This window comes from Nostoc sp. CALU 546 (assembly GCF_048836525.1).
Window position 1 is genome coordinate 14714 of record NZ_JAWJTF010000089.1, and the last position, 26749, is coordinate 41462.

The following is a 26749-nucleotide window of genomic DNA, read 5'->3' on the forward strand; positions in this document are numbered from 1 at the left end:
CAATCTTGCTACAGTCAATAAGGCTTCTTAGTTGTACTGAGTTTTGTCAGAAATCAAATATGAGTCCTATATAAGAGATTGATAAGAACTAACTCAACAATCTATCTTTGGAAAGATGTCGTTTGGATCTTTTGATTACAAAAGAGTATCTAAAGTAAGGTATATACCAATAAATAAACACATTAACTAAATTTAATGATATAAATTTCTTGTATAACATTTACAGCAATGTTTACAACAATAAAAAACAACAATAAATAATGAAATACAATGCCTAGACTCATAGGAAAACGCTCTAATTCTGGAGCAAATATAACTGTTTTAATCATCCTTGTTGCCATATTTGGGGTATTACTCGAATACTTTGGCATGATTGATATCGTTCCCGGTTTTGGTAGAGAGGGACGATATTTTCAGCTTAAAGGTCAAGCAACTAACCAACAAGTAATTGAACAAGAAAATCAATATAGGAGGGATAGATAAATGCGTAAAGGTAGTGATGTTATAGATAAAGTTGTCGTCACCTACGACACAGGCGAGAAAGTTGTCCGAATTATAGATTTAATTTTTGACCAGAAACGCAATCAACTTTTGGGTTTTCTCGTTGCAGAAAAAGGACTGTTTCGAGACGCAAAAGTGATTCCTTTGGAAGAAGTGCAAGCGATTGGGTTGGATGCGATCGTAGTTAACTCGAAAGAATCTGTTGTTAAAGCACATCGTGTCCCTGCAATTAAAGAGATTCTGCACCAAAATATCGTGTTGAGAAAAAAGAGAATTCTGACTACTGAGGGACTTGACCTCGGTGGATTGGTCGATTTGTTCTTCGATGAGCATAGTGGACTGGTGGAAGGATACGAAGTTTCTGGCGGTGTATTTGCCGATGCTTATTCAGGGCGGTCGTTCGTTCCTGCTCGTGAAGCCCTGAAAATTGGTTATGATGTTGCCTTTGTACCTCCAGAAACCTCTCAAATGATGGAAGAACAGGTGGGTGGTATCCGAGGAGTTGTTCAGGCAACTGGAGATAGATTACAAGAATCGGCTGAGACTACCAATCGCAGATTGCAAACAGCATCTCAAACCGTGAATGAGCAGATGCAAAGCTCAGTAGAGAGTATGAACCGTGTGCTACAGGAAGCAAGTCAGAATGCAGGTGAGCAATTGCAAGCTGTAACTGATGCTACTAGCAGCAAACTGCAAGACCTCAATCGAGATGCAACTGCTTCCCTAACAAACAATTTGGTTGATCCTGCCGAGCAAAAGGTATATGTGATTGGCAAGCATGTTGAGCGGGATGTGCTGACTCCAGACGGGAATGTACTGCTACTACAGGGGCAGGAAGTGACGCTAGTCGATGCAGAAGCAGCCGATCGCATGGGTATCCTTGATGAACTTTATCGAGCTACGGGTGGTAGCCTGACTGTCAATATCAGTCGCAATTTGCAAGCAGCAACAGAATCTACTAGCAATCGAATTGGGAGCCTAACTCACAGTAGCGCCGCTAATCTGCGTCACTCGGTTGATTCGCTGGTAGGACATGTGGCGATCCAGCAGGCAAGAGGGCGTAGAGTCGTACAAACAGTGCGTGCTAACGATGGCTTAATTATTGCGGCATCTGGGCAAATTGTGACGGAATCTCTTCTGGATCGGGCCCAGACTTACGGTAAAGAAGCAGAATTGCTGAACGCTGTCGGTCTGACTCTGGCAACCGCAGTCGGTTCTACCGCAAGTGACAGATGGTTAGAAAACAAAGTTCAACTGCGCGATGGGGCAAGTATTGCTCAAGAGAATCTCAACACTTTTTGGCAAGCCTTGAAAGTGAAGGCAGAAAACTTACAAGGACGCGGCACACGGGCAATGAAGAAGCAACGGATTGAACAAGCTCTGGGTCGTCCAGTTACCCGTGTCATTCTTGACCCAGAAGACAACGTGATTCTGAATGTAGGTGAATTGATTACACATCGCGCTGTTAGTCAAGCTGAAGAAAGTGGAGTTCTGAATATCTTACTGAGTTCGGTCTATACCAAGGAGCCAGAAATCTCTGATCAGGAGTTACGTGCTTCAGAATATGGAATGGCAGCCTTGGCGCATCATGGTAATGGGGTAAAATAAACAACCGATGCTGTTGGCAACACTTGTTTTTATGGATTTCTTGTTCTTGCTGGAGGCAGGAGGTAAAAGTATTACTATTCCTAGCCTTGGAGTTTTCAAAATGTCCTAACCTATGTGGCTACGGCTATAAATATTACCTAAAAGCTGGCGTGTTTTCTCATAGCGGCATAGTGTCTTGCTGTTGTATTCATTTCAATCACCAACTCTGTACCTTGACCTAATTGAGAATTACACTTCAGTTTACCTTGATGTTTTTCAACTATAATTTGCCGACTAATTGATAGCCCTAATCCTTGACCTTTACCTACTGGTTTTGTTGTAAAAAATGGTTCAAATATATGTCTTTGGATATGGGGAAGTATGCCTTTGCCATTGTCAAAAATGCGAATTATAACTTTGTGTTTTTTTCCTAGTCGTTTATCATTTACCCAAGGTTCATTACTATTGACCAATGACAAATGACTGCTAACAATTTCTGTATTAATCAGAATTTTGGGAGTAAAAGAATAATCATGTTTCATCCTCTCTTCTAAGGCATCAATAGCATTAGTTAAGATATTCATAAATACCTGATTTAATTCACCAGGATAACATTCGATTAAGGGTAATTCACCAAAGGTTTTAATTACTTCAATCCCGGCTCGATCAGATTTTTCTTTCAGACGATGCTGCAAAATTCTCAGAACACTATCAAGTCCTTTATGCAGGTCAACCTTTTTCATTTTACCTGCGTCGGAGCTTGAAAAATTCTGCAAGGCGAAAACGATTTCTTTGACGCGCTCAGAGCCGGCTCGCATTGACCACAACAATTTTAAAAAGTCTGTTTTCACAAAACTAAGGTCGAGACGTTGCAGATGTAAGGCAATGACTGGGCTGGGTGTGGGATAGTGATGTTGGTAAAGTTCTATGATTCTGATTAAGTCTTCAGCGTATTGACTGGCGGGATGGAGATTGCCGTAGATAAAGCTAACCGGGTTGTTAATTTCGTTAGCCATATCCGCCACCAGTTGGCCGAGATTAGCCATTTTCTGGTTTTGCAATAACTGCTTTTGGGTATATTTGAGTTCATCGACGGTAATTTCTAGCTGCTGTGATTTTTCCCGAATTTGGTCTTCGGTAGATTGGCGTTGGGCAATTTCTCTTTGGAGTTGTTCAAATTGTTGGTATTGTTGAGTAGCGTAGGCGCAGCCCGTCGTAGACATCGCCTTATCCTGAGTAATATCCTTGTGCGTCCCCGCCATCCGCACTGGTTTCCCGAATTTATCCCACTGAAATACTTTGCCACAAGTCAGAATCCACTTCCACTCTCCCGATTTGGTCAACATTCTCAATTCGACTTCAAACACTGGTGTGCATCCTTGGAGATAATCGTCCAATACCTGGCGAATTCTGGGTAAATCTTGTGGATGTGCAAGTTGCTCAAAGGATTTATAATCATTGTCGATTTCGTCTACTTCATATCCCAGAATGTGCTTCCACTGAGGATCATAATAGGTTTTGTCAGTTATGAGATTCCAATCCCACAACCCCAAGCCACTGGCGATTAATGCCATTTGTAAGGCGGCTTGTGAGTATTGACAAGCATCTAAATTTTCTTGAGATAAGTCTTCTGGTTCTGGCAAACTTGGGGAATCTTGTACTGAAAATGGAACTTCCGGTTCATGGGTAGTGGGTTCTTCGATATGCATAGCTGCTGGTACGATGAGGAAGATATCCTGTAGCTCTCTCTCTACGCTGTCTTAGCACCCTGACGATCCAGTTATGGACAAATCGTCTACTTGGTTTTATTGGGCTGTAACTTAGGTTCAGAGATATATCAGCCCATATCATCAACTGGGATGGAATTTAGAAAAAGGTAAACAGACGAATGTAACCTGTGTTGCGATCGCAATGGTAATTTTTTAGAAAAAAATAGCTACATTGTGTGCATCTACATTCTAAGATATGTCGAAAAAAAGTAGTTCAAATCACATAAAATTACCTAAAAACTCGGAAATTTTTGTAAAAAAAATTCTATGATTAAGTCACGTCAAATTTTTGAGGATACAAAAAATTGTCAGGGCTTATCTGTAGCTTTTTTGACCAAGACTGGCTGCTCTCTATACAAAGCAGGGTGCATTGAGTTGCAAAGTTTAATGGTGTGAGAAAATGTCATGCTGAATTAGAGTTAATGAGTAATGACTATAGATGAAATAGTATTGCTACTAAAAGCCAGTCAAGCAAACGGTTTAACGACACTCCAAGAGTTGATATTGCGTTCTTCGTGGGAAGGAAAAACCTATGCCAATATAGCGTGTGAAGCTGACTACGGCGAAGAACGGGTCAAGAAAGTTGCTGCTCATTTATGGCAATTATTAAGCTGTTTTTGCAAAGAACCGATAAATAAGTCCAATTTCCGCCAGACTCTAGAAAATCATCGTCTTAGCAAAGCGCATCAGCAGTTAGTTAAAGAATTCAACCGAGCAGCTACGGCGATATCCTTAGAATTTCCTAGTGGGCCAGTATCCCTTAATTCCAGATTTTACATCTCTCGCCCGCCAATTGAAGAACTTGCTTACGCAGAAATGGCTGAAGCTGGGAGTGTCATTTGCATCAAAGCACCCAAGAAGATGGGGAAAAGCTCTCTGACTCTCCGGTTACTTGCACGCGCTAAGAAACAAGGCTTTCACACCGTAACTTTGGACTTTCAGCAAGCAGATAAAGCAGTTTTTGCCAGTTTGGATAAATTTTTGCGCTGGTTATGTGCAAACGTGAGTCGGGAGTTACAGCTAGAACCAAAACTCAATGATTATTGGGATGAAGATATGGGTAGCAAAGTCAGCTGCTCTATCTATTTCCAACAATATTTACTGCCTGCACTCTCAAGTCCCCTTGTTTTGGTATTAAATGAAGTGGATTGGGTGTTTGAGTATCAGGAAATTGCTGGAGAATTGCTACCATTAGTGCGATCGTGGCATGAACAAGCCAAAAGGGTAGAAATTTGGCAAAAGCTGCGTCTGGTTCTGGTTTATTCAGCGGAAATTCTGATTCCCATAAAACTGACTCAATCACCGTTTAATGTTGGTTTAACAATTAACTTACCTCCCTTTACGAAAGAGCAGGTGCAGGATTTAGCTCAACGTCACGGCTTGGATTGGAGAGATGGTAAAGATGCCGACAGTTTGATGGCAATGGTGGCAGGAAATCCTTATTTAGTGCGATTGGCATTATATCACTTTGTGGGTAAAGGTGGATTACAACGGGATTTAGGACAGCTATTGCAACAAGCAACCACAGAAGCCGGAATTTATCACGAGTATTTAAAGCAGTATGTGTTAGCACTACGAGATGAGCCAGAATTGGGAAATGCTTTTTATGAAGTGATTAATACTACAAGTAATGTGAAATTAGAGCCAGCATTGGCATATAAATTACAGAGTATAGGGTTAATTAATTTAGAAGGCGATTGCAGTACTCCTGCGTGTGAATTATATCGTTTATATTTCCGACAATATCTGAAAAAAAGTGAGCATTTCAACAATAGTCATATTGAAAGGTTGAAACAAGAAAATCAACAGTTGCTTGTCCTCTCCAGCTTAGATGAACTAACTCAATTAGTTAATCGTCGCTACTTTCAAACCTACCTACAAATTGAGTGGCAAAGATCCGCTCGTCAAAGTACTCCCATATCACTGATTTTGTGCGATATTGACTATTTTAAAATTTATAATAAAACTTACGGTAATTCGGCAGGAGATGAGTGTTTACGGCAAATCGCTAATACTATCTGTAACTGCATCAAACACTCACCAAATAATAGTAGTTTTTCATACAGTAAGAGCATGATTTCTTCTACTGCTAGTGCTTTTGTGATTTCCCAGAGAGGAGATTTTAGACAAGAAAGCAGTAGAGTGTTAGTGGCTCGTTACGGTGGTGAAGAATTCGCCATTCTTGCTCAAGTAGAGATTACTGTTGCAATGGACATTGCCGAACATATTCGAGATCAAGTAAAAGCTTTGGGGATTAAGTGTGAGTATCCTAGCATTGGTGGTTTACCTGCTGCTGTTTTAACTGTGAGTTTAGGGGTGGCTAGTGTTATTCCGGCAATAGAAACTGAGCCTGCTACTTTGGTTAATGCTGCCGAGGAAGCACTCTATAAAGCAAAAAGAAAAGGACGCGATCGCGTTGTAGTTTAATGAAAGCGACGGGAAACTCCATCCCCTTATGGGTGGAGAGGGATAGTTGCCCCGTCGCTTGGGGCATTGGGCATTGGGCATTTTTCAATTTAGTGGGGGTGCAAAAACGCCGATTATTCAGACGCGACTCGAAAATACTCACATCCCTACTCCCTACTCCCTACTCCCTCGTTAATGCTTGATAGCGACCTAAAGCTATTAAAGGAAAGTATTGTTGATACAGATGATACTTGAGATAAAAATGGCAAGGGAAGCCGGTACCTGTAAAGTCCGCCTCAAACCAAGTACCATCAGGCTTTTGAGTTGCCACCAGGTAGCTAATTCCCCGTTCAATCACCTCAAGAGCTAATTTTCCAGTAGCTTCACCTGCTGCGATCAACCCAATTAAGGCCCAAGCAGTTTGAGATGCAGTACTATTTCCTTTGCCTTTGAGACTGGGATCATCATAGCTACGACAAGTTTCACCCCAGCCACCGTCTGGGTTTTGACATCCAAGTAACCAAGTTGCTCCCCGTTCTATACTGAGTTTATGCCTTTGAGGATCAATTAAGGCTAAGGCTGACAAAACGCCACTAGTGCCGTAGATATAATTTACACCCCAACGACCAAACCAACAGCCTTCAGTTTCTTGTTCGCGCAGAAGATAAGTTAGCGATCGCTCTAAACTATCACTATCAATTGACAAATCACAAGCACCAAGCATTTCTAGTACTCTAGCCGTAACATCTGCGGTGTTTGGATCAATCATGGCTTTCAAGTCGCCATAAGGAATAGAGTTGAGCCAATCTTGATCGTTGTCCAAATCAAAAGCAGCCCACCCGCCTGGTTTACACTGCATAGATGCAATCCAGTTTAAAGCACGAGCGATCGCAGCTTGCTTGATTTTTTCATTAGGGAGTTTCGCTAAATGTAGCGCCATCACCACCACAGCCGAGTCGTCTACATCGGGATAAAAGCGATTGTCAAATTCAAAAGCCCAAGCCCCTGGTTTTCCCTGGCGATTTTTTACAGCCCAATCACCGTAATCTAAAATTTGTTTTTGTAATAACCATTCTCCAGCCTTTACCACAGCCGGATGATCTGGTGCAAAGCCAGATTCTACTAAGGCACGCATAGCCCAAGCTGTATCCCAAACGGGTGAAACACAAGGCTGGACTCGATAACTATCCTCGGTTTCAATGGCAAAGTTATCAATTGCTTGCAAACCTCGTTCTACAATGGGATCGTTTCGGTCATAACCCAGACACCGCAAAGCTAGCATTGAATTCAGCATTGCTGGAATAATGCCGCCCCAGTCGCCTGTAGCTTCTTGACGCTCTAAAATCCATTTTTCGGCAGCTTTGATGCCTTCTTGACGGAAGGGTACTAAATTCAGGCTTTCTGCCAACTTAAATCCCTGATCAAGGGTGAGGAATAAATCTGTCCAGTCGCCACTTTGGGGTAATTCCCACCGGACTCGATCAATACCTTCAACGTATAGCTCATCTAGGTTGATAGCTGAGTCAGAGAGAAAAACAGGTTTGCGATCGCATACAATCAGTAATGGTACTGTGCTGGAACGTGCCCAACTAGACATCTCGTAGATGTTAACAGGGAAAGCTTCGGGCAACAGCATTATCCAAGGTGGTAGCGAGGGAATACCGCGCCAGTTATAGCAGCCAATCAAGGCTAAGTGCAACTTGGTAAAAATTCGAGTTTTGCTGATTCCACCGCGTTGGAGAATAAAAGCTTTCGCCCGAATCATCGCCGGATCGCTTGCTGGTACACCTAGCAGCCGCAGCGCCATGTAGGCTTCAACGGAAGTGCTAAGTTCTCCGCCATCACCAAAAAAAAGTTCCCAGCCGCCATGCTCTCGTTGTTCTTGACGCAGATATGCTTCAACTTTGTGCAAAGGTCTGGCTTGGTCTGTTCCCCAAATCTTATGTAAAAGGACGACTTCAGCAGTGATGGTGACATTAGATTCCAACTCTGCCCACCAGTAACCTGCCGAATTTTGAATTGAAAGCAGATATTCTTGGCTAGCTGCGATCGCTTCTGCAATTTGGTTGACTTTTACCCTGTCTTGTGTTTGCATCAAATACTATTTAACCTCAACACCCAACACTAGTTTTGAATCCGACAATCCGATAAAAAAATTTTTCCTATATTCAGTAGACATAGTATTCTGTCTGAGTCGCTGAAAATTTGCAATAGGTCATGGATGTAATTGTATTAGGATTGATGCTCTTATCCTTGACAATTTGGTTAGGATTACTGTGTTTTTGGGGACAGTTTTGGCGAACAGACCAGCAATTAGAGATTGGAGAAACTCAGCTACAATCTTTACCTGTGGTTTGTGCGGTGGTTCCGGCGCGTAACGAAGCTGAATTGATACCAACTAGTTTGCGATCGCTCCTTCTCCAAGATTATCCTGGTTCTTTCAACGTGTTTTTGGTAGACGATCGCAGCACAGACCGGACAGCAAATTTTGCCGAAGGGGTGGCACACGCTGTAGGTAAACCCCAGCAATTGAATATTATCACTGGTGAATCACTGCCTCCTGGTTGGTCGGGTAAACTTTGGGCTGTTGAGCAAGGTATAAAGAGCGCTAGTAAATTTGCACCCGATTATTTTTTGCTAACTGACGCAGATATCGAACATGATCCTGGTAATCTCCGCCGACTCGTTGCTAAAGCTGTCCAAGAAGATTTAGACCTGGTTTCGGTAATGGTACGACTCAGATGTGAGAGCTTTTGGGAAAAACTTTTGATTCCAGCTTTCGTGTTTTTCTTCCAAAAACTCTATCCCTTTCGCTGGGTGAATAATCACAACAATCACACAGCCGCCGCCGCAGGGGGATCTATTCTGATCGCCCGTGAAGCTTTAGAGCGAATCGGTGGTATTCAAGTGATTCGCCAAGCTCTAATTGATGATTGCGCCCTTGCTCAGGCTGTTAAGAGGAGTGGGGGAGTAGGGAGTAGGGAGTGGGGAGTGGGGGATAAGGGGACAAGCCCAATCTCCAGTCAAGGGCGTATCTGGTTAGGATTGAGTAGCTTGACTCGGAGTTTGCGTCCCTATGACTCGCTGGCGACGATTTGGGATATGGTTGCTCGTACTGCCTATACCCAACTGAATTATTCGCCATTACTACTATTGGGAACTTTGGTAGGAATGCCTCTGATTTATCTAGTTCCACCTGTGTGTTTAATTCTGGGTGCAGTTTGGGGTAATTGGGCGATGTCTGGCGACAAGACGCATTACGTCTACGCATTTACAGGTTTATTTGGATGGCTGTTAATGACGTTGGCTTACTACCCGACAATCCGCTTTTATAAATGTTCTCCCTGGTTAGCTTTTAGCTTACCTGCGATCGCTTTTCTCTATACCCTGATGACTCTAGACTCAGCACTCCGTCACTGGCAAGGGCGCGGCGGCGCTTGGAAAGGAAGAGTTTATCCCAGTTCGGATAATTTATAATTTGGGCATTGCAGAATAGAAATATGAATTAGTGCGATCGTTATGGAATGTTCAAATAACACATTTTCTAGCTTTTGTCAATATTTCTGTTAATAAAGAAAAGATGTTTATAATGCATAGCTTATAAAGGAAAAAACTGGAATCAAAGTCCCCCAATTGATCAGGGCATTTAGGGGGAATGTAAAATTTTTGATACCGACAAGAGGACTTTTCAAACAACCTCTTAGAGTAAACTCAAGCATGTCAAATAATACTCAAGCCCTCAAGGGAAAAAACGAACTGAATAAGCAAATAAACCAAGTAGAAAAGGTTTTATGGGTAGGAATTGGCTGTAAACGGGGAACTTCATGGCAGTTGATTGATCGGGCAATTGAGGAAGTCTTTCGAGAAAATCAACTTTTTCCAAGTGCGATCGCAGGGATTGCTACCATTGAAACCAAAGCCTCGGAAGTTGGCTTAGTAGAATTTTGCCATCTACGCAATCTGCCCCTAAAAACCTTTTCTGCGGAAATCCTTGGCTCTGTCTGTGTCCCTAACCCTGCCACAATTACCAACCTCAAAGTAGGTACACCTAGCGTAGCAGAGGCAGCTGCTATTCTTGCAGCCGCTCAACTCACATCGTTGACTATTTTTCCCTTCACAAAGATAGAGAAATTGTCGGTGAGATTCTTAGTTCCTAAACGAATTTTTCAGCAACAAGGACAACCAGGAGCGATAACACTAGCTGTTGCCCAAGCTTTAAATATTTAGTAATACAGAATCCAATACTGCTCGGATAAGCATTTTGAACTCGGAATTGGGTTTGGGGAAAAGGTTAAAGGGTAAAAGTTAAAGGTTTTTTCTTTCCCCTTACCCCTTACCCTTTTCCCCAAAACCCGACAAGTATTGTTACAGAATCTCACTAATTTTCTAGGTAACAACTCTCAAAAAATAGTTAATTATGCTAGAAACAATTGCTAGCACAATTGAACCTAACAAAGCAGGTAAAAAGCCCTGAATCTCAAAACCAGTACCAGGAGTTAAGGCACTTGCCAGCCAAAGAGTTAAGGCGTTGATCACTAATGTAAATAAACCAAAGGTGAGTAAGGTAATCGGAAACGTCAAAATCCGCAAAATTGGTCTAATAAATGCATTAACCAGACCAATAATAAGGGCAGCGACCAAGGCAGTCACAAAATTCTTGATCAGGAATCCCGGAACGATATTAGCAGTAAGAAATAACGCCACCGCAGTACCGAGCCAAGTTAATAAAAAGTGTTGCATAAGTTTGTGTAGAGGAATTAGCAGTAAGTTTAATTAATTTCACTATTGCCAGTTGTGATCCATAACACTATCAGGTGTCGCTGTGCTTGACTCCTAAAGTTGCCATTATTTTTTATCAGCCTAAAAGCAATTTGACTACTCCCCCGAATGAATTTGGGGGATTCTAAAAGGATGCTACGCGACGGGTTAAAACCACATCGCTCGGCTTCTTTTTAGCTGTCACCCAGATACAGATCCGGGTGGGGTGAGTCAAAGCACCCCTAGACACTCCACTTAAATCAAGTCCAAGTGTTGTGCTTACTTTGCGGATGATGTTGGCAGCACCATTGCAATCTGCATTGATGTACCAGTTCATTGCTGTTCTAAACAGTCCACGCTTTATTCTGTGACCAGAAGATTTCCAGCTATCGGGTTTTTCACCGTGTTTTGGGAGTGTATCAGCATCTACAAACGATGCAGCAGAGGTGTTTGCTTCTTCTGTTTCTACAAACTCAATGCTGTACTGTTGGCATAGTTGCTCAATTCGCCCTTTGAGTCTAGCAGTTGGGATTTGAACAAATTGTTGATTGCGTTTCTTTCCTAAATTAATCTCTTGTTTGATACCTTGCCCCCATCCAAAAATAACTCTACCAATGCGATTATCTAGACAGTGGTTAATAACAATTCTTCCCACTTTATTGATAGCATCTCTGATTTGGCGGTTACGCTTCTCGGTGATGGTGGCAAGTTTATTAGACCAAAACCCTTGAGATTTACAGAACGACACAATTGTTGTGCTGCCTGAGAGTAGAGTGTTTGGAAATGACGATTTGATTTCATTTCGCTATCTAGCTCAAACTTGGTTATATAGCGTTTGGCCTTAAACCATATTTGACGAGCATAGTAGACGGCACAATTTGATAGTTTGTTTGCTTCAGAACAGATAAACTCTAAAATCGCTTTTAAGTCTTTATCCACATGAATCAAAACTTGTTGACAACCGTACAAATAAATCACCCCCTTAGTATTATTAATTATCTCATTGCTTGCACCTTTACAATGTTAAGATTACGTGGGAAATGCGGGATAAATCCCGCCGGGTCGCATTTCATCCCCGCATCTATTGCACGAAACACGCAACTGCGTTGCTGTTTCTCAGGGGCTTTCATGCTCTCGTTTAGTTTCTGGTAATTTTTCAGTGTTGGCAAGAGAGATACTTCTAATCAGTGTATCTTTATCGTATTGCAGGATGTACCGCAGTGAATTCATAAAAAATAGTGTGAATCGTAAAACCCCTACAGAGGTTTCTCAGTTTAGAGAAACCTCTGTAGGGATTTCCAAAAAATAAATTATCCAGTTTTGTCCGATGGGCATCTTGCCCGTATCTTTAGTTACTAGTGAGTGAGATGCCAATACGGTTCGGTTAAGGCTTTTTGATGAAAATTTTAGATCACAAAAATTCGATAATTTATCACAAAGACGCGATAAATCGCCGTCTCTACAAAAGACCTATTATTGTAGAGACGGCGATTCATCGCGTCTTTTGCCTTAACCGAACCGTATTGAGTGAGATGCTACCTGTAGCAAGTAGGGATACGGTTAACGCCGCAAAAGAACCTCCCAGGTAGAGCCACCAACTACGCCGTCAGCTTCTAAACCATAGCGCTTTTGTGCAGCTTTTACAGCGGTTTCTGTTGTCACGCCAAAGTCTCCATCGGCATCGCCTTTCAAGAAACCAAGCTTTTTCAGTTGTTGTTGCAACTTTACAACTTCAGAACCACGTAATCCTATACGCAAAATTGGCAATCCTTCGGAGGTGTATTGAATACCAGGGGTTCGCTTGGTAGTTGTGTTTGACTGAGTTCGAGTAGTTGATGTAGTACGATTTGGCGTTTTTTGTGTGCTTGAAGTTGTAGTTTTTCTTGGGGTGGCAGGTCTTGGTTCAGGGCTAGTTGTAGCTGGTCTTACAGCTTGTCTTGGGGTAGCAGGTCTTGGCTCAGGGCTAGTTGTAGCTGGTCTTACAGCTTGTCTTGGAGTCGCAGGTCTTGGTTCAGGGCTAGTCGCAACTTGTGTTACAGCTTGCCTAGGGGGATTGGGGTTAGGATTTGCAACATTGGTGAGGTTGCTAGCTTGGGTTGGGACAGGAAAATTTGTAGCTGAGTTAAATCTTGGCTGGGATGAAGGGACTGTTGATGTTACTACTGGTTCTCTAGGAAAAAGTCGTTGCCAAGTGCTGGCATCAACAATACCATCTGGATTCAAGCCAGCTGCTTGTTTAAACCGGGAAACAGCGCTGGCTGTATTCTCATTATATGTACCATCTACAGCACCAGAGTAAAAACCCAAAAGTTTTAGAGCTGCTTGAAGTTCAGCCACACGTTCGCCTTGACTGCCAACTTTGAGGCTAGGGCGATTGATGCTATTTCCAGGATTTACTTGGGCAATTTTTTGTGGTGCTGCTATTGATACTAGAGTCGTTGAGGTAATAAGCAGAGGCGTAGCGGAGAACAAGAATATTTTAATGGCTGATAAAGATTTAGACCTCTTTGGCCACCAATCTTTTTGCCGTTTTTCCATTCTACAGCGGTTTACAGTTGGGTCTAGTAATTTTAAGTAACTCAAAATACTTGCTGTCAGGCTGCTTTGCATGGAATTTACTCCCAGAATATTCTCATGCTAATGGTACAGCCGCTTGGTCTAAAAAACAGCTGCTTCATTTTACAATGTCTCCGCTAGGCTACGCGCATAATCCCATAGGCTTGCTCTCTAACCCTTCTCGAAAAGCAGGGAATCAGAATTCAGGAGTCAGGAATCAGAATTCAGAATTCAGAATTCAGAATTCAGAATTCAGTTGGGTATTCTGTACGAGTGGCAGATAGTGGCGGCGGCAAGTAAGTATTTTCAAGTCGCGTCTTTATTCTGACCGGAGCTAACGGAAACGTCTCCGGCTCCGCTCCTGAATTCTGACTCCTGAATTCTTCTTCAAGCGATCGCCTCATTAATTGCTTCTTCTTGACCAACTAAAGACAAGTAAGGCTCTTTTAAATATTTACAAGCTGCGGCGATCGCATCCTGGGCACTCACCGCCGCAATCAATTCTTGAAATCTGGTGTCAAAATCAATTCCTAATCCCAAAATTTCATACCAGCCGTATATTTGAGCAATTTGCCCGTTTGTTTGTTTCCCCAAGGCATATTGCCCCAGAATCTTATTTTTCGCAGCTTGCAGGGCACTTTCAGATATTTCATCGGTAGACAATAAATCTACTTCTGTACGTAGTCCCTCTAGGGCGATGCTGGTATTCTCTGGCGCTGTACCCATGTAAACTACAAATGAGGCTGGAAATAGCCTTGTGGAGTAAAAGGCGGATACTTCGTAAGCTAAACCGCGTTTTTCCCGTAATTCCACAAACAAACGGCTAGAAAGCCCATTTCCCAAGTAGGTACACAGCAACTTCAGGGCGGCGTAGTCAACAGAATTCACCGATGTTCCCAAATAACCAAGCATCACGATTGATTGTTGTGTCTGTATTGGCTTTAGTTTTACCTGCGGTTCTATCTTAATCTCAGGTAAATTCAGTATTGGTAATGCCTGAGATGGGGATTGCCAATCACCAAAAACTTCTTCCACCAACGCTGTTGCATCTGTGGGTGTGACTCTACCAGCAATGCTAATTACTACATTATCTGGGCGGAAATAAGTTTGATGATACTCCACTAAATCTGCACGAGTTAAGCTACTCATGGTGGATTCATCTCCCAGTACCGACATAGAGTAGGGATGATTTTGGTACATTACATGCCGCATTTGTTCAAAGGCGACATTGAAGGGTTGCTCTTTTTGGGAACGAATATCTTGGAGTGCTAAACGCCGTTCTAGTTCCACTTGAGTTTCGGGAAAAGTTGGCGATCGCAAAATCCGCCCTGCCAATGCTAAAATTTCCGCAAAATCAGATGTGACGGTTTTGAAAGATAGCAAAAAATAATCAGTGCCAGCATCGGCACTCAAACTCGCCCCTACAGATTCCACTATTTCTGCAATTTCCAAGCTAGAAAGTCCATCGCATCCTTTTGTCATCACTGCCGATAACAAATGCGCCAACCCTGCTTGCTCCCGGTTTTCATTACAACTACCGGCACGCACAAAGATTCGCGCTGCAATAATGTCCGCAGACGGATTTTCTGCCACCAGCACGACAATGCCATTGTTCAATACGGTGCGATGCATAGGCGATTTTTGCAGCAAGGTTGTCATTTATTATTTGTCCTTTGTCATTTGTCATTGGTCATTGGTCATTTGTCATTGGTCATTTGTCATTTGTCATTTGTCAAAAACTAATGCCCCATGCCCAATGCCCAATGCCCTATGCCCAATACTTAACACGGTTTAAGTACAGTAACCGCGAAATTCTCCGGCGAGAGATACTGTTTAGCTAATTTTTGCAGTTCTTTGGCATCAAAAGACTGAATCTGTTGGGGATATGTCACAGCTAATTCGGCTTGGGCGATGGTATTGTAATATCCATAAAGCCCTGTAAGTTGATTTGGCGTTTCGGTAGAAAAAGCATACTCGTTACATAGCAACCTGCGTGTGCGGGCAAGTTCTTGTTCGCTAATTCCTTTAGTCTGCAAATCATCCAAATGAGCGCAAATTAAAGACTCAACTTCCTCTAGATTTTCTGGTTCTAACCAAGCAGTAATTGTAAATAAACTTGATTCCCGTTGTAGAGAAAAACTACTGCAAATTCCCTGTACCAATTGCAAATCTTCGCGCAAATCGCGCACTAAACGCGAAGTCCGCCCTTCTGCCAATAACACTGACAACAAATCTAAACCATAGCCAGTGCGGATTTCTTCTACTCCTGGTACAAGCCACGCCATCAATAATCGCGCTTGCTCTATGCGTGGTAAACACAGTTCTTGACGGTGAATTCCTGTTATTACTGGCTTTGCCACTTTCTCAAACTGCGGACAATTTGAGCGTTCGGCAAAATCAGCAAATGAATGATTTACCATTTCCAAAGCTGGTTTCTGAGATATACCTCCAGCAATCACCACCGTCATGTTTTCAGGCTGATAGTGGGCGTGATGAAAACAGCGCATTGCTTCTGGTGATTGCTGCATCAGTTCTTGCTCAGTACCCAGCACCGAACGTCCGTAAGGGTGATGGGGATAGATGCTTTGAATCAGCGCTTGAAATCCTATCCAGTCGGAATCGTCCTGACAAGAGCGAATTTCCTCTAGTACCACATCCCGTTCGCGGCTAAATTCATCTTCTGGAATTGCCGCATTCAGCAGTAGTTCTCCCAAGTAGGGCAGAGTATCTTTTAAATAAGGGGCAGCTGTGGTGAGTGAATAATGAGCATAATCATAGCTTGTCGCCGCATTACTCACGCCACCCCGGTTTTCCACTTTGGAATCGAACATCCCAGGGGGTAGTGTCGCCGTACCTTTAAAAATCATGTGTTCTAAAAAGTGCGCCATGCCAAACCACGGTTTTGGCTCTAGGCTGGCTCCAGCACGCACCCAAACATCTGCCACAACTACGGGAGTGGTGGGAATTTCTTGATGAATAAAAGTTAAACCACTCTCTAGTCGGAAGACTGAGGCTGGAAATACAGTATTAGTTAGTTGTTTTAACAATTTTTGTAGCTTTAACCACAATTCGACGCAATTGTGTCATCTTAACTCTGAACGATACCTAATTTAGAATCAAGTTATACAGATTTGGAAAATTATGCGATCGCTGTTCTCTGCACTACCGAAAAATTAGAAGTCTTATGCATTGAGAGAAAAATCGCAAATTAGTTAAAATACTGGAATCTCAATGACAAATTCTGTTCCTTCACCAAGTACAGAATTGCAAATCAACCGCCCATTATGGGTTTCCTCGACAATCTGACGAGCGATCGCTAATCCTAATCCTGTTCCTTTCCCAACTTCTTTTGTTGTAAATAGGTGGTCAAATATCCGCGTTCTAACCTCTTCTGACATCCCCTGACCGTTATCTTTGATCCTAATTGCTACCATGTTTTGCTCACTGGATACTTCGGTCTGAATCAATATTTGGTGATGATTGTCTTGCGCTTGGGCAAAAGAAAGCCCTTCACAGGATGTATCTAAGGCATCAATGGCATTAGCGAGGATGTTCATAAATACTTGATTTAGCTGTCCTAAAAAGCACTTGACCAGTGGTAATTTTCCGTATTCGGTGATAACTTCAATTGCTGGACGTTTTTCGTTAGCTTTGAGGCGATATTTCAAAATTAACAGCGTACTCTCAATCCCTTCATGGAGGTTACAAGCAACTTTTTCGGTTGTATCGGCTCTGGAGAAGGTGCGGAGACTGATACTAATATCTTTGATCCTTTCTGAAGCTACCTTCATTGAGCCTACTAGTTTTGGTAAGTCTTCAGTCAAGAATTCTAGGTCAATTTCTTCGCCATGCTCAATGACTGCGATCGCCGGATTGGGATGATGTTGTTGGTAGGATTGGATATGAGCAAGCAAGTCTTGGATATAATCTTCGGCATTGTTGAGGCTGCCTTTGAGAAATCCAATCGGATTATTAATTTCATGTGCCACCCCAGCAACCAAATTACCCAAGGTTGCCATTTTTTCATTTTGCACCATTTGTAATTGGGCTTGTTGGAAATTTTGCAGCGCTTCTTCTAAATCCTGAGATTTTTGCCGTAAATCAGCTTCAGACTCTTTTAGTGCGACTTCAGCAAGTTTGCGTTCGCTAATATCTATGATTACGCCATCCCATATAATTGAGCCATCAGCTTGTCGCTCTGGTTGGGATGCACCTTGAAGCCATTTTACGGTTCCTGAAGATGTGATAATTCGCCATTCGTGTCGAAATGGTGTGATGTTTTCAGCAGAGTAGATTATTGCCTGTTGAATGCTGGCAAAATCATCTGGGTGTTCCATAGAACGAAGACTCTGCCTTCCTGTCATTATTTCCTCTGCTGTCACCTCATAAAGGTTGTAGCAGCCAGAACTGACGTAGGGCATTGAAACTGAACCGTCAGCATTTAAACATAGTTGGTAAATTGCCCCAGGAATATTATCAGCGAGTTTCTGGAAGCGGGCTTCGCTAGCACGAAGTTGAGTGAGCGATCGCTCTAACTCTTGGGCATAATTTTGAGATTCTTGATAAAGACGGGCATTTTCTAGAGAGATAGCAGCTTGAGTGCATAGCAGTTGGATTACTTCGGTGCGATCGCTTGTAAATGCACCAATTGTCAGGGGATTTTCGAGATATAGCAGCCCAATGAGTTTACCTTGATTTAACATCGGCGTACACAACACACTCTTAGGTTGTTGCTGTATGAAATATGAGTCGGCGATAAAATCAGTTTGTGCGGTTGCATCATCCAGCACAACAGTTTTTAAGCTGCGTTTGACATAGTTTAGCAGTGTAATGGGAATGCCTTCACTGGTTGACAATGGTGCAGATACCAGACTGACTCCTTCGTTGATGGTGGCTACAGCTTCAACCACTAAGTTGTTTTTTTGGAGTACAAGTAATGCAGCTTTTTGTGCCCCAGCATTTTCCATCACCACTTGCAAAAGGGTAGTGAGTAATTGCTCTAATTGAATTTCACTGGAAAGAACTTGTGCGGCTTTAAAGATGGTGGCAAAATCGAGGGCTTCCGAGATACTGCTGCTAGAAAGATTTGTGTGGATGGTTTGATGTGGAAATGATGATGCATCGACGGTTGAACTCAGTTGCAAGCGATTATGCTGCCCTTGTAAGATGGGAGCCAGGAGTCGAGGATAGCGTTTTTCTAAGTCTTCAGTTTTGGCTTTAGCGCCCCAACGAGCGTAGCAGTAATAAGCTTCTTGCATATAAACTTGGGCGATTTTTTCTTTGCCCCAGTCGAGATAGAACTTGGCAGCTAGTTCATTGCTCAAGGCTTCTTCTTGGATATATTCGTTTTCTTTCGCTAGAATTATGGCGCGATCGTACAATTCTATTGCTGCTATTTTTTCGCCCAAAACTCGATGGCGTTCTGCTTCCACCAAATCAAATTTGTGCTGGAAATTCATCGGTGCAAGTTTGGCTCGAAACTGCAATTTTTCTTGATTTTCGCCAACCTTCAAAAGTAATTGCTCCTGTTGAGATGGTTCAGCCGTTGGATAGATAGCCAACCGAGATAAAGAATCGTAATAGTAGAAAACAGTCACAGATAGCATTCCTGCGCCACCATTGAGGTATTGCTCTCCCTGATTTCCACTCTCAACTGCCGCCGAAAAATTCTCAAACAAATAACTGAGTGTTAACTTACTTAAGAAAAATATATGGAGTGTTAATTCATCCTTTTCTTGGAGAAGCGCAGATAAGAGTTCTTCTTGACAATCTTCACCAATCAGGGAGTCTGGATAGTCGCTATATTCGGTGAGATTTTTAATGGTTTGAGAAACGATATTAGACCAATTTAATAAGCGTTGATTTTGGACATAATTAGACTCGTAAGCTTTGATATCTGCTAAGATAATTTCCAAAACTTCTGTGCCACTTAAATAGACATAGAATAACTTAAAAATCATCGATGCCAGCACATGAAAAAAATCGCCTGTCTCTAATCCAAAAGTATGGGATTCCTGTAATAACCTAATTGAGGTGCGAATATGTTGTTGATTAAATTGATTCAATGCACCCACCTTAAATAGAGTCATGCTTTGAACAGATTTTGCTTGAAGTCTATCCACAAGCATTAAACCTAGCTGGCCAAATTCGTAGCCTGATTCGAGTTGGTTACAAATATTAAGTACAATTCCAAAATCTGCATATCCTGGTGCAGAAAGTGGTGCATTGCCGTATTTAAGAGATAAATTCACCTCTTCGCAAGCAATAATTGGGAACAGATAAGGGGCCGTTTGGTGGATGGCGGGAGCAATGCTAGCCATAATCCGCAAAGCAACCAAAGCTTTGGTATCATTCATCAATGGCAAATCAACTAAGCCCTCAATACTTCTGCCAGCCAAGGTAGAGAGGGTGTTGACTACAGATTGCTGAATGTCTGGAGGTGTTACTGATTCAGGTAATGTTACCCCAAGTTGAGCGAGAAGTTCACGCCCAATTGCGATCGCTTTGAATGATTGATTCCGCACCTGATAAGCTTGGAGTTGCACTTCATAAACTTTCACTCTATCCAGTAAGGTGGTTGTTTTTTCAATCACGACCTGAACAAGAGATTCCATTTGCTCAAATTCATTGTTGAGAAAAGCAGCTTCGGCAGCTTCTTGGTATAAACTTCGAGTCAATTCATAGGCGATTTCCCAACTATTAATCGGTAGCAGTTGCATTCCAGAATAGAAGTAATGAATTGCTGCACCATAAGCGGTAGCTTCTTTCGCTTTTCGACCGGCATTCAGATTTAACTGAGCTAATTGTTGACGTTCAGCCGGTTGGGTAATTAGCAGTATTCCTCGATTTAACTGACTGACAAGCTCAAAAATTCGCTCCTCTTGCTGAGACTCAGAGGTATTTTGCAAGAGTAATTGACCAATTTTAAGATGGGTAAATTGTTTCTCTGCATCTGGAATTAGAGAGTAAGCCGCTTGCTGCACGCGATCGTGTAAAAATTTGTAGATAGGGACTTGAAAATTAGAATTTAATGGGTTTGAGTCAGAGTTGTTATCACCATCTTGAAAAAATTTATAAACTTCACTAGTAGGTAAAACTAACCCTTCTTGTAAAGCTTTCCATAAAGATGCTGCCGTTTCGGTTTCCGATTGTTCAGAAACAATTGCTAAGGTTCGCAAATCAAACTGATTGCCAATACACGCAGCTAATTTCAACACATTTTGCGTTGCTGCTGGCAACTTTTGCAACTGTAGCGCTACGAACTCTACCACATCATCCGTAAGGGCAAGTGCTTTGACAGCAACAATATCACATTGCCAGTAACCTCGATCGCAATTAAAAGTAATCAGTCCATCTTCATATAATATTTTGAGAAAGTGTGTTGCAAAAAAGGGATTTCCTTGAGTTTTTTGATAGACGAGTTCCGTTAGAGGTTGGGCAATTTTATCTGAACAACTCAAGGTATCAACCAGCAATTGATTTAAACTAGCTTTACTTAACGGGGCTAAAGTAATGCTGTGAATCGTCGCATTGGCTTTGCGAATCTCCGCTAAAGTCAACATCAACTGATGCGCGGTAGATACTTCATTATCTCGATAAGCCCCAATTAAAAGTAAAGCTCCACTTCCTAACTCGCTCATCAACAACTGCATTAATTTCAGTGAAGCAGAATCAGCCCACTGCAAATCATCGAGAAAAATTACTAATGGATGTTCTTTTGTGGTAAATACCTGAATGAACTTTTGAAAGAGTAAATTGAAGCGATTCTGGGCTGCACTTGGTGAAAGTTCCGTTGCAGGTGGTTGTTGACCAATAATTTGTTCTAATTCGGGAATTACCTCAAGAATAACTTGCCCCTCATCCCCCAGCACTTGTAAAATTTTATTTTTCCAAGTTGACAATTGGACATCACTTTCACTTAGTAATTGTCCCATTAAGTCTCGAAACGCCAGCACAAAAGCGGAGAAGGGAATATTCCGATTAAATTGGTCAAATTTGCCTTTGATGAAGTAGCCCCGTTGCCGGACAATAGGTTTGTGAACCTCGTTAACTAAAGCAGTTTTACCAATACCAGAAAAACCAGCCACCAGCATTAATTCTGTCTGATTGTTGGTAACGCGGTCAAATGCTTTTAGCAGAGTTTCAACTTCATGCTCACGCCCATAGAGTTTTTCTGGGATAATAAAGCGATCGCACACATCCCGTTGAGCAATTGGGAAACTTACAATTTTCCCCGTCTCTTTGAGTTGATGTAAACAATTTTCTAAATCATATTTCAGTCCTAATGCGCTCTGATAGCGGTCTTCAGCATTTTTTGCCATCAATTTCATCACAATGTCACAGAGAACTTGAGGAATCTCTTCCCTATTCCCTGTCCCCTCTCCCCTCTCCCCTAAAAGTGGTGGAAGTTTGGCAATATGACAATGTATCAATTCCATCGATTCGTGCGATTGAAATGGTAATTGCCCTGTTAGTAATTCGTAAAAAGTTACACCCAGAGAATAAAAATCAGTCCGGTAATCAATCCCCCGATTCATTCGTCCAGTTTGCTCTGGAGACAAATAGCCAAGTGTCCCTTCAAGTACATTAGGACTCATGAGGCTTTGAGTTTCTCGTGGCAACAGAGATGCAATACTAAAATCTATTAACTTAACTTGTTTAGTTTCTGGATTAATTAAAATATTGGCAGGTTTAATATCTTTGTGAATGATCCGATGACGAATTAGAATATCTAATGTATTGCACAGTGCGATCGCAATTTGTAAAAACTCCATCAGAGATTCTACCCTTCCCCCCACTCCCCATTCCCTACTCCCTACTCCCCATTCTTTAAGAGAAATTCCCCCAAAGTCTTCCATCACTAACGCATAACCATTCTGATAGGGTTCCAGACTGTAGGTTTGGATGATTCCAGGTAGATTCAAATTTTTGGCGATGGTGAACTGATTGCGAAACTGTACCAATTCGCTGAAGCTGGGATAAGCAGTTTTCATCAGCTTAATCACCACAGATTTTTGGTCAGTTTCTCGATTAGCGCGATAAACCAAGGTTCGAGAACCGTTGTAGAGTTCTTTGCTAACGTGATATCCGGGGATGCTGACCATAGGGCTTAATTCTTGAAACCTCAGTATTTAGGTTTCCCAAAAATATGGCAATCTTTACTGTGAGATCGCTTATTTTAAACTGATTTAATTGAAGAAGAATACAGAATTCAGAATTCAGAATAAATCAGTGGCGGGTCTGAATCCCCCACTGAATTGCTGCACTACCAAATTTTCAATTTGGTAGGGGCTTTAAACTCAGTTATTCAGACGCGACTCGAAAATACTTGCTCTAAGAGGGTGTTTGAAAAGTCTCCTCGTCGGTATCAAAACGTTTTCGATCCCCCTAAATCCCCCGATAAATTGGGGTACTTTAAGGATTTTCCCCCCTTTTTAAGGCTACGGTGTACACACAAGTTATCGAATTACTACCAGTCCTCGAATTACCCCACCCTAACTCTCCCCTTGCAAAGGGGAGGGAACAAGATTTCCCAGTTTCCCCCCTTTACAAGGGGGGATTAAGGGGGGTAATTCTACTTGTGTATACACCGTAGCTTTTTAAGGGGGGTTAGGGGGGATCAACCAGTGCTTAAAATCACAGCTAACCACTTTTCAAACATCCTCTAAGCGTACTCCTGTGGAGAAGCAAGCTACGCGTTAGCGTCTCTGAAAGAGAAGGCTTTACGCTGCGCTATCCGCTTTTTCGGTCAGAATTCATTCTGAGTTCTGACTCCTGACTCCTGAATTCTGTTCCATTATTAAAGCTCCCAAATTCTAACTGATTTTGGGAGCAAATAATTTTAAGTTCACCGCGACGCCGTTTTACCTAAGTTTATGACCTGGGTTTATCCAGGTGGGAACCTAAATTCCTCGTTTAAAGTTTCCGGGTACATGCCCGGTATACTGCCACGAGAACAGTTGATTCCCTTGTCATTAAAGGCATAGATCAAAAAACTTGATGGCAGTCACCAACGTCGTAGTGCAACTCACTCATTATAGCTTTTCAAAAGATGTTGTGTGTTCAACATCGAAAGTTTCTGCTCAATTTACCTGGGATACCAGATAGATTCTATGCTGTGGGCGATGGCTGCGCCAACGCCAAGGGCGTACGCACTTGGCGATTCTCGATTTTGATCGTCCAGCAAAACGGTGACATGACCTAACTTTCGCCCAGGACGTGATTCTGTCTTCCCATACCAGTGAACGTGCGCCTGGGGAATCTCCGCTATTTGTTGGCGTTGGCTTTGGTAGTCGCTGTGAGAATTTTCATACCCCAACAGGTTAACCATTACAGCACCAGCGCACTGTAAAGCTGGATTCCCTAAAGGTAAACCACAAACGGCTCTCAGGTGTTGCTCAAACTGAGAAGTTTCGCAAGCGTCAAGAGAAAAATGCCCAGAATTGTGGGTACGAGGGGCGATTTCATTTACCAGAATTTTGCCATCAGCACTGAGAAATAGCTCAATTCCAAAAATTCCTACTACTTCTAGGCTATTTAATAGAGTATGTGCGATCGCTTGAATTTCTGCTACTTGATTGGGTGTAATCTCGGCTGGCGCAATCACCCGCCGACATACTTGTTGTTCTTGTTGGGTTTCCACTACTGGATAAGTGACAATTTCTCCCTCTACAGAACGAGCTGCAATTATTGCTAGTTCTCTTTCAAAGGGGACAAATTCTTCTAACAAAAAAAGTGAGTGATTGAAAGTTTTTGTTGTGCTTTCATCACTTAACTTTTGTTCTAAACTAGCAAAATCCTGAATTATGAAAGTACCTTGACCATCATAACCATGACGGCGAGATTTCAAAACTACTGGAAAACCTAGATATTCTATTTTTGATTTGATATTTTCCACCTCGTCAAGGGCGAAAAATTGAGGAACTGGTAAGCCCAAATCCCGTAAATAGCAACGCTGATGATATTTATCTAAAAGAGGAGCTAAAGCTTCTAATCTCGGACGGAAACAAACACCTTGCTGTCCTAAAATAGATAAAGCTTGCAGATTAACAAATTCGTTTTCAAAGGTGATAACATCGCATTTTTTAGCTAATATTTCCGTAGCACTTGCATCATCAACTGGCGCGAAAATAGTTTCCTGAGCGATTGACACGGCCGGGTCGTGAACGCTTGGAGTTTGTACTACTAATTCTACTCCTAGCTTCTGTGCTGCATCTGCCATCATCCAGGCTAGTTGTCCGCCACCAATTACACCAACACGTTTCATTGACATCCTAGAGAATCACGAGTTTGCACGCCTGTTTTGGAATTCACACCACTGGCTTTTTCGCACAGTTCTTTGATTTGTGCCCTATCCAAAATTGCATCTGTAAAATCTGCACCGTCTATATTTACATCATTAAAGATGGCGCGGAGCAAAAGAGCTTCTTTGAAAACTGCATCGCTCAAATCTGCCTTAGTCAAGTTTACCTGATCGACCATTGCATTCGTTAAATCCGCTCCGTGGAGATTTGCTTTTGTCATCACCGAAGCGCTCATGACTGCTCCTCGTAAGTCAGCGTTTGAAAAGTTAGCCAGTTCCATATTGGCGTTAGAAAACTCCGCTGCTTGCAAGCTTTCACCAGAAAAATCGCGTCTTGACAACTCTGCATTGCTAAATGAAAGGGGATGAGTCCAGTCTACTGCCAATGCGGGATCAGCCACGCACCAGATAATAATTCCGAGAAGGAACGCCAACCCTTGGCGCCAAAACATATCGAGAGCTAATTTGGTGTCTAATCGCTGCATTTTATTACCGCATTTGAATATTAGTAAGACTGGATCATCCTAATTGAGACTCGCAGCCTGACTACTGGACTTGGAGAACGTGTATTTCCGTTGCTTAATATTTTGTAACGCAAAAAGAGCATCAGCTTCTCACCTTGAGCAAAATTATCCCTGCTACTTGAGGTAGAGAGCGGCAATCTGCGATCGCACTAAAATTAAATATCACGACAATAGATCGCAATGACTAAGTATAAGTTACCTGTCACATCAAGCAAGTTTTAGCAAAACATAGACGGGGAGCATAATCTATCGCTTTTGATGCAGATAAAATTTGAGATTCCTAACTCTAAAGGAATAGTTTAGCTGGATAAAGCAATCCTTATGACTAGCTATAGGACTCATATTTGATTTCTGAAAAAACTCAGTACAACTAAGAAGCCTTCTTGACTGTTGCCTGTTGCCTATTGCCTATTGCCTGTCTAAGCGGATTCCTATATGTCTACAACTTGTTGATTTGTTCACAATTCTTCATTCTTAGATTTGAATTTCAGGATATAAAGAGTTTTATTGAGCAGTAATACTCACCAACTTATTTACGTTTCTTGACTTTCAATTTCTCAAGTAAAGTTTATTGTCTTTTAAATTCAACAGACCCGATCAACTGTTAGTCTTTTAATTAATGAAAGCAAGGTTTGAGCGTAATCATAAGCGTCTCAATTGCTTAACAAAGCTTAAAGGTTGGATAATTAGCGTTAATTTTATAGCGATTAATTAGTTCTTCAGGAATCTCCAAGAGTTTACATTCACCAAGTACACAACTTCCACAAACCAAACTCCGAAACCCGATGATGAATCATTACTCACTTCAATGGATTGAGGCATGGTGCCAAGAAAATGGCTGGACAGATTTATTTGTCGAACGACGTAACAACTTCTGGGCTTTCCCTCCGGGTGGGGTAATGCCAGAACCAATCCCAGTTCATGTTCTTAGATTGATTAAAGCCGAAAAAGGACTGACTATTGAAGAACGACTGTGGTCGATGTCAGCAGTAATTGGCACAATCCTAGCTATTCTTTTTACCTTTTGGTTTCAGTCGCCGATGCCGTTAGTTTTAGCTTTCGCTTTGAACGCCGTTACGGTGGCTCAACTTGAACTTGAAGATGCCTAAATTATTATTTTTGGCTTTGCGATTAAAAACTGCTCTTGTCTAATTTTAGTAAGAGCAGTTTTTAATTTTTAAGAAGAAAGAATTCAGGAGTCAGGCGTCAGGAGTCAGAATTGAATTCTGTGCGACTCGCTACCGCTGCAAATCAATAAGCTATCCGCAGCGGGAACATAAAGAGCATCTTAATTCTGAATCCTTCTTCAATTATTTGTATATAGCTAAGACTTACGCACTGTACAA

15 protein-coding genes, 1 other RNA gene and 1 pseudogene are annotated in these 26749 nt (G+C 42.1%); 6 read left to right on the forward strand and 11 right to left on the reverse strand.

The features are described 5' to 3' along the window. Nucleotides 1-270 precede the first annotated feature (270 nt). A complete protein-coding gene (locus tag RRG12_RS31610) occupies nucleotides 271-483 on the forward strand; it encodes a hypothetical protein (RefSeq protein WP_420757913.1) in 213 nt (70 codons plus the stop codon). After that, nucleotides 484-2109, forward strand: coding sequence for a PRC-barrel domain-containing protein (locus RRG12_RS31615; RefSeq protein WP_420757914.1), 1626 nt, complete (start codon nucleotides 484-486; stop codon nucleotides 2107-2109). A 137-nt stretch (nucleotides 2110-2246) separates the two neighbouring features. Here RRG12_RS31615 and RRG12_RS31620 read toward each other — a convergent pair whose 3' ends face one another. Further along, on the reverse strand, nucleotides 2247-3797 hold the full coding sequence (locus RRG12_RS31620) for a PAS domain-containing protein (protein ID WP_420761935.1): 1551 nt from the start codon (nucleotides 3795-3797) through the stop codon (nucleotides 2247-2249). A gap of 489 nt (nucleotides 3798-4286) precedes the next feature. Here RRG12_RS31620 and RRG12_RS31625 point away from each other — a divergent pair, with 489 nt between their 5' ends. Continuing rightward, nucleotides 4287-6284 carry an AAA-like domain-containing protein gene (locus RRG12_RS31625; RefSeq protein WP_420761936.1) on the forward strand — a complete coding sequence of 666 codons (1998 nt, stop codon included), beginning with the start codon at nucleotides 4287-4289 and terminating at the stop codon, nucleotides 6282-6284. A 160-nt stretch (nucleotides 6285-6444) separates the two neighbouring features. On the opposite strand, the gene shc is transcribed toward RRG12_RS31625, so the two are convergent. Then, nucleotides 6445-8358, reverse strand: coding sequence for a squalene--hopene cyclase (gene shc, locus RRG12_RS31630; RefSeq protein ID WP_420761944.1), 1914 nt, complete (start codon nucleotides 8356-8358; stop codon nucleotides 6445-6447). 122 nt (nucleotides 8359-8480) lie between these two features. Between shc and RRG12_RS31635 the strand changes: the two genes are divergently transcribed. Together RRG12_RS31635 and RRG12_RS31640 are read left to right on the forward strand one after the other, a co-directional pair. Continuing rightward, on the forward strand, nucleotides 8481-9740 hold the full coding sequence (locus tag RRG12_RS31635; protein ID WP_420761937.1) for a glycosyltransferase: 1260 nt from the start codon (nucleotides 8481-8483) through the stop codon (nucleotides 9738-9740). 240 nt (nucleotides 9741-9980) lie between these two features. After that, the gene (locus RRG12_RS31640; RefSeq protein ID WP_420761938.1) at nucleotides 9981-10490 is read left to right on the forward strand and encodes a cobalamin biosynthesis protein; all 510 of its coding nucleotides are present in this window, start codon (nucleotides 9981-9983) and stop codon (nucleotides 10488-10490) included. A gap of 159 nt (nucleotides 10491-10649) precedes the next feature. Here the strand turns inward: RRG12_RS31640 and RRG12_RS31645 are convergent, their stop codons facing one another. The 9 genes and pseudogenes from RRG12_RS31645 to RRG12_RS31685 all read right to left on the reverse strand — a co-directional run bounded on the left by RRG12_RS31645 (nucleotide 10650) and on the right by RRG12_RS31685 (nucleotide 25331). Further along, nucleotides 10650-11003 carry a phage holin family protein gene (locus tag RRG12_RS31645; RefSeq protein ID WP_069070006.1) on the reverse strand — a complete coding sequence of 118 codons (354 nt, stop codon included), beginning with the start codon at nucleotides 11001-11003 and terminating at the stop codon, nucleotides 10650-10652. A gap of 163 nt (nucleotides 11004-11166) precedes the next feature. Further along, nucleotides 11167-11999: pseudogene (locus tag RRG12_RS31650) on the reverse strand (hypothetical protein). A gap of 582 nt (nucleotides 12000-12581) precedes the next feature. After that, nucleotides 12582-13631: a peptidoglycan-binding protein gene (locus RRG12_RS31655; RefSeq protein WP_420761939.1), complete on the reverse strand. Its 1050-nt coding sequence runs from the start codon at nucleotides 13629-13631 to the stop codon at nucleotides 12582-12584. 333 nt (nucleotides 13632-13964) lie between these two features. After that, a complete protein-coding gene (locus tag RRG12_RS31660; protein WP_420761940.1) occupies nucleotides 13965-15236 on the reverse strand; it encodes a M16 family metallopeptidase in 1272 nt (423 codons plus the stop codon). Nucleotides 15237-15358: 122 nt separating this feature from the next. Further along, nucleotides 15359-16624, reverse strand: a complete 1266-nt coding sequence (locus tag RRG12_RS31665; protein ID WP_420761941.1) for a M16 family metallopeptidase — start codon at nucleotides 16622-16624, stop codon at nucleotides 15359-15361. 165 nt (nucleotides 16625-16789) lie between these two features. Further along, on the reverse strand, nucleotides 16790-22681 hold the full coding sequence (locus RRG12_RS31670; RefSeq protein ID WP_420761942.1) for an AAA family ATPase: 5892 nt from the start codon (nucleotides 22679-22681) through the stop codon (nucleotides 16790-16792). 739 nt (nucleotides 22682-23420) lie between these two features. Continuing rightward, nucleotides 23421-23604: non-coding RNA, 6S RNA (ssrS, locus tag RRG12_RS31675), on the reverse strand. A 60-nt stretch (nucleotides 23605-23664) separates the two neighbouring features. Then, the gene (locus RRG12_RS31680; RefSeq protein ID WP_420761945.1) at nucleotides 23665-24843 is read right to left on the reverse strand and encodes a 5-(carboxyamino)imidazole ribonucleotide synthase; all 1179 of its coding nucleotides are present in this window, start codon (nucleotides 24841-24843) and stop codon (nucleotides 23665-23667) included. Beyond that, on the reverse strand, nucleotides 24840-25331 hold the full coding sequence (locus RRG12_RS31685; RefSeq protein WP_069070047.1) for a pentapeptide repeat-containing protein: 492 nt from the start codon (nucleotides 25329-25331) through the stop codon (nucleotides 24840-24842). Before RRG12_RS31685 ends, RRG12_RS31680 begins: the two co-directional genes overlap by 4 nt. A gap of 857 nt (nucleotides 25332-26188) precedes the next feature. Between RRG12_RS31685 and RRG12_RS31690 the strand changes: the two genes are divergently transcribed. Beyond that, on the forward strand, nucleotides 26189-26512 hold the full coding sequence (locus tag RRG12_RS31690) for a hypothetical protein (RefSeq protein ID WP_420761943.1): 324 nt from the start codon (nucleotides 26189-26191) through the stop codon (nucleotides 26510-26512). Nucleotides 26513-26749 lie beyond the last annotated feature (237 nt).

Bases quoted from the DNA above. Each gene is read 5' to 3' on its own strand.
- RRG12_RS31610 (WP_420757913.1), top strand. From the start codon at position 271: ATGCCTAGACTCATAGGAAAACGCTCTAATTCTGGAGCAAATATAACT.
- RRG12_RS31615 (WP_420757914.1), top strand. From the start codon at position 484: ATGCGTAAAGGTAGTGATGTTATAGATAAAGTTGTCGTCACCTACGAC.
- RRG12_RS31620 (WP_420761935.1), bottom strand. From the start codon at position 3,797: ATGCATATCGAAGAACCCACTACCCATGAACCGGAAGTTCCATTTTCA.
- RRG12_RS31625 (WP_420761936.1), top strand. From the start codon at position 4,287: ATGACTATAGATGAAATAGTATTGCTACTAAAAGCCAGTCAAGCAAAC.
- shc (WP_420761944.1), bottom strand. From the start codon at position 8,358: ATGCAAACACAAGACAGGGTAAAAGTCAACCAAATTGCAGAAGCGATC.
- RRG12_RS31635 (WP_420761937.1), top strand. From the start codon at position 8,481: ATGGATGTAATTGTATTAGGATTGATGCTCTTATCCTTGACAATTTGG.
- RRG12_RS31640 (WP_420761938.1), top strand. From the start codon at position 9,981: ATGTCAAATAATACTCAAGCCCTCAAGGGAAAAAACGAACTGAATAAG.
- RRG12_RS31645 (WP_069070006.1), bottom strand. From the start codon at position 11,003: ATGCAACACTTTTTATTAACTTGGCTCGGTACTGCGGTGGCGTTATTT.
- RRG12_RS31655 (WP_420761939.1), bottom strand. From the start codon at position 13,631: ATGCAAAGCAGCCTGACAGCAAGTATTTTGAGTTACTTAAAATTACTA.
- RRG12_RS31660 (WP_420761940.1), bottom strand. From the start codon at position 15,236: ATGACAACCTTGCTGCAAAAATCGCCTATGCATCGCACCGTATTGAAC.
- RRG12_RS31670 (WP_420761942.1), bottom strand. From the start codon at position 22,681: ATGGTCAGCATCCCCGGATATCACGTTAGCAAAGAACTCTACAACGGT.
- RRG12_RS31680 (WP_420761945.1), bottom strand. From the start codon at position 24,843: ATGAAACGTGTTGGTGTAATTGGTGGCGGACAACTAGCCTGGATGATG.
- RRG12_RS31685 (WP_069070047.1), bottom strand. From the start codon at position 25,331: ATGTTTTGGCGCCAAGGGTTGGCGTTCCTTCTCGGAATTATTATCTGG.
- RRG12_RS31690 (WP_420761943.1), top strand. From the start codon at position 26,189: ATGATGAATCATTACTCACTTCAATGGATTGAGGCATGGTGCCAAGAA.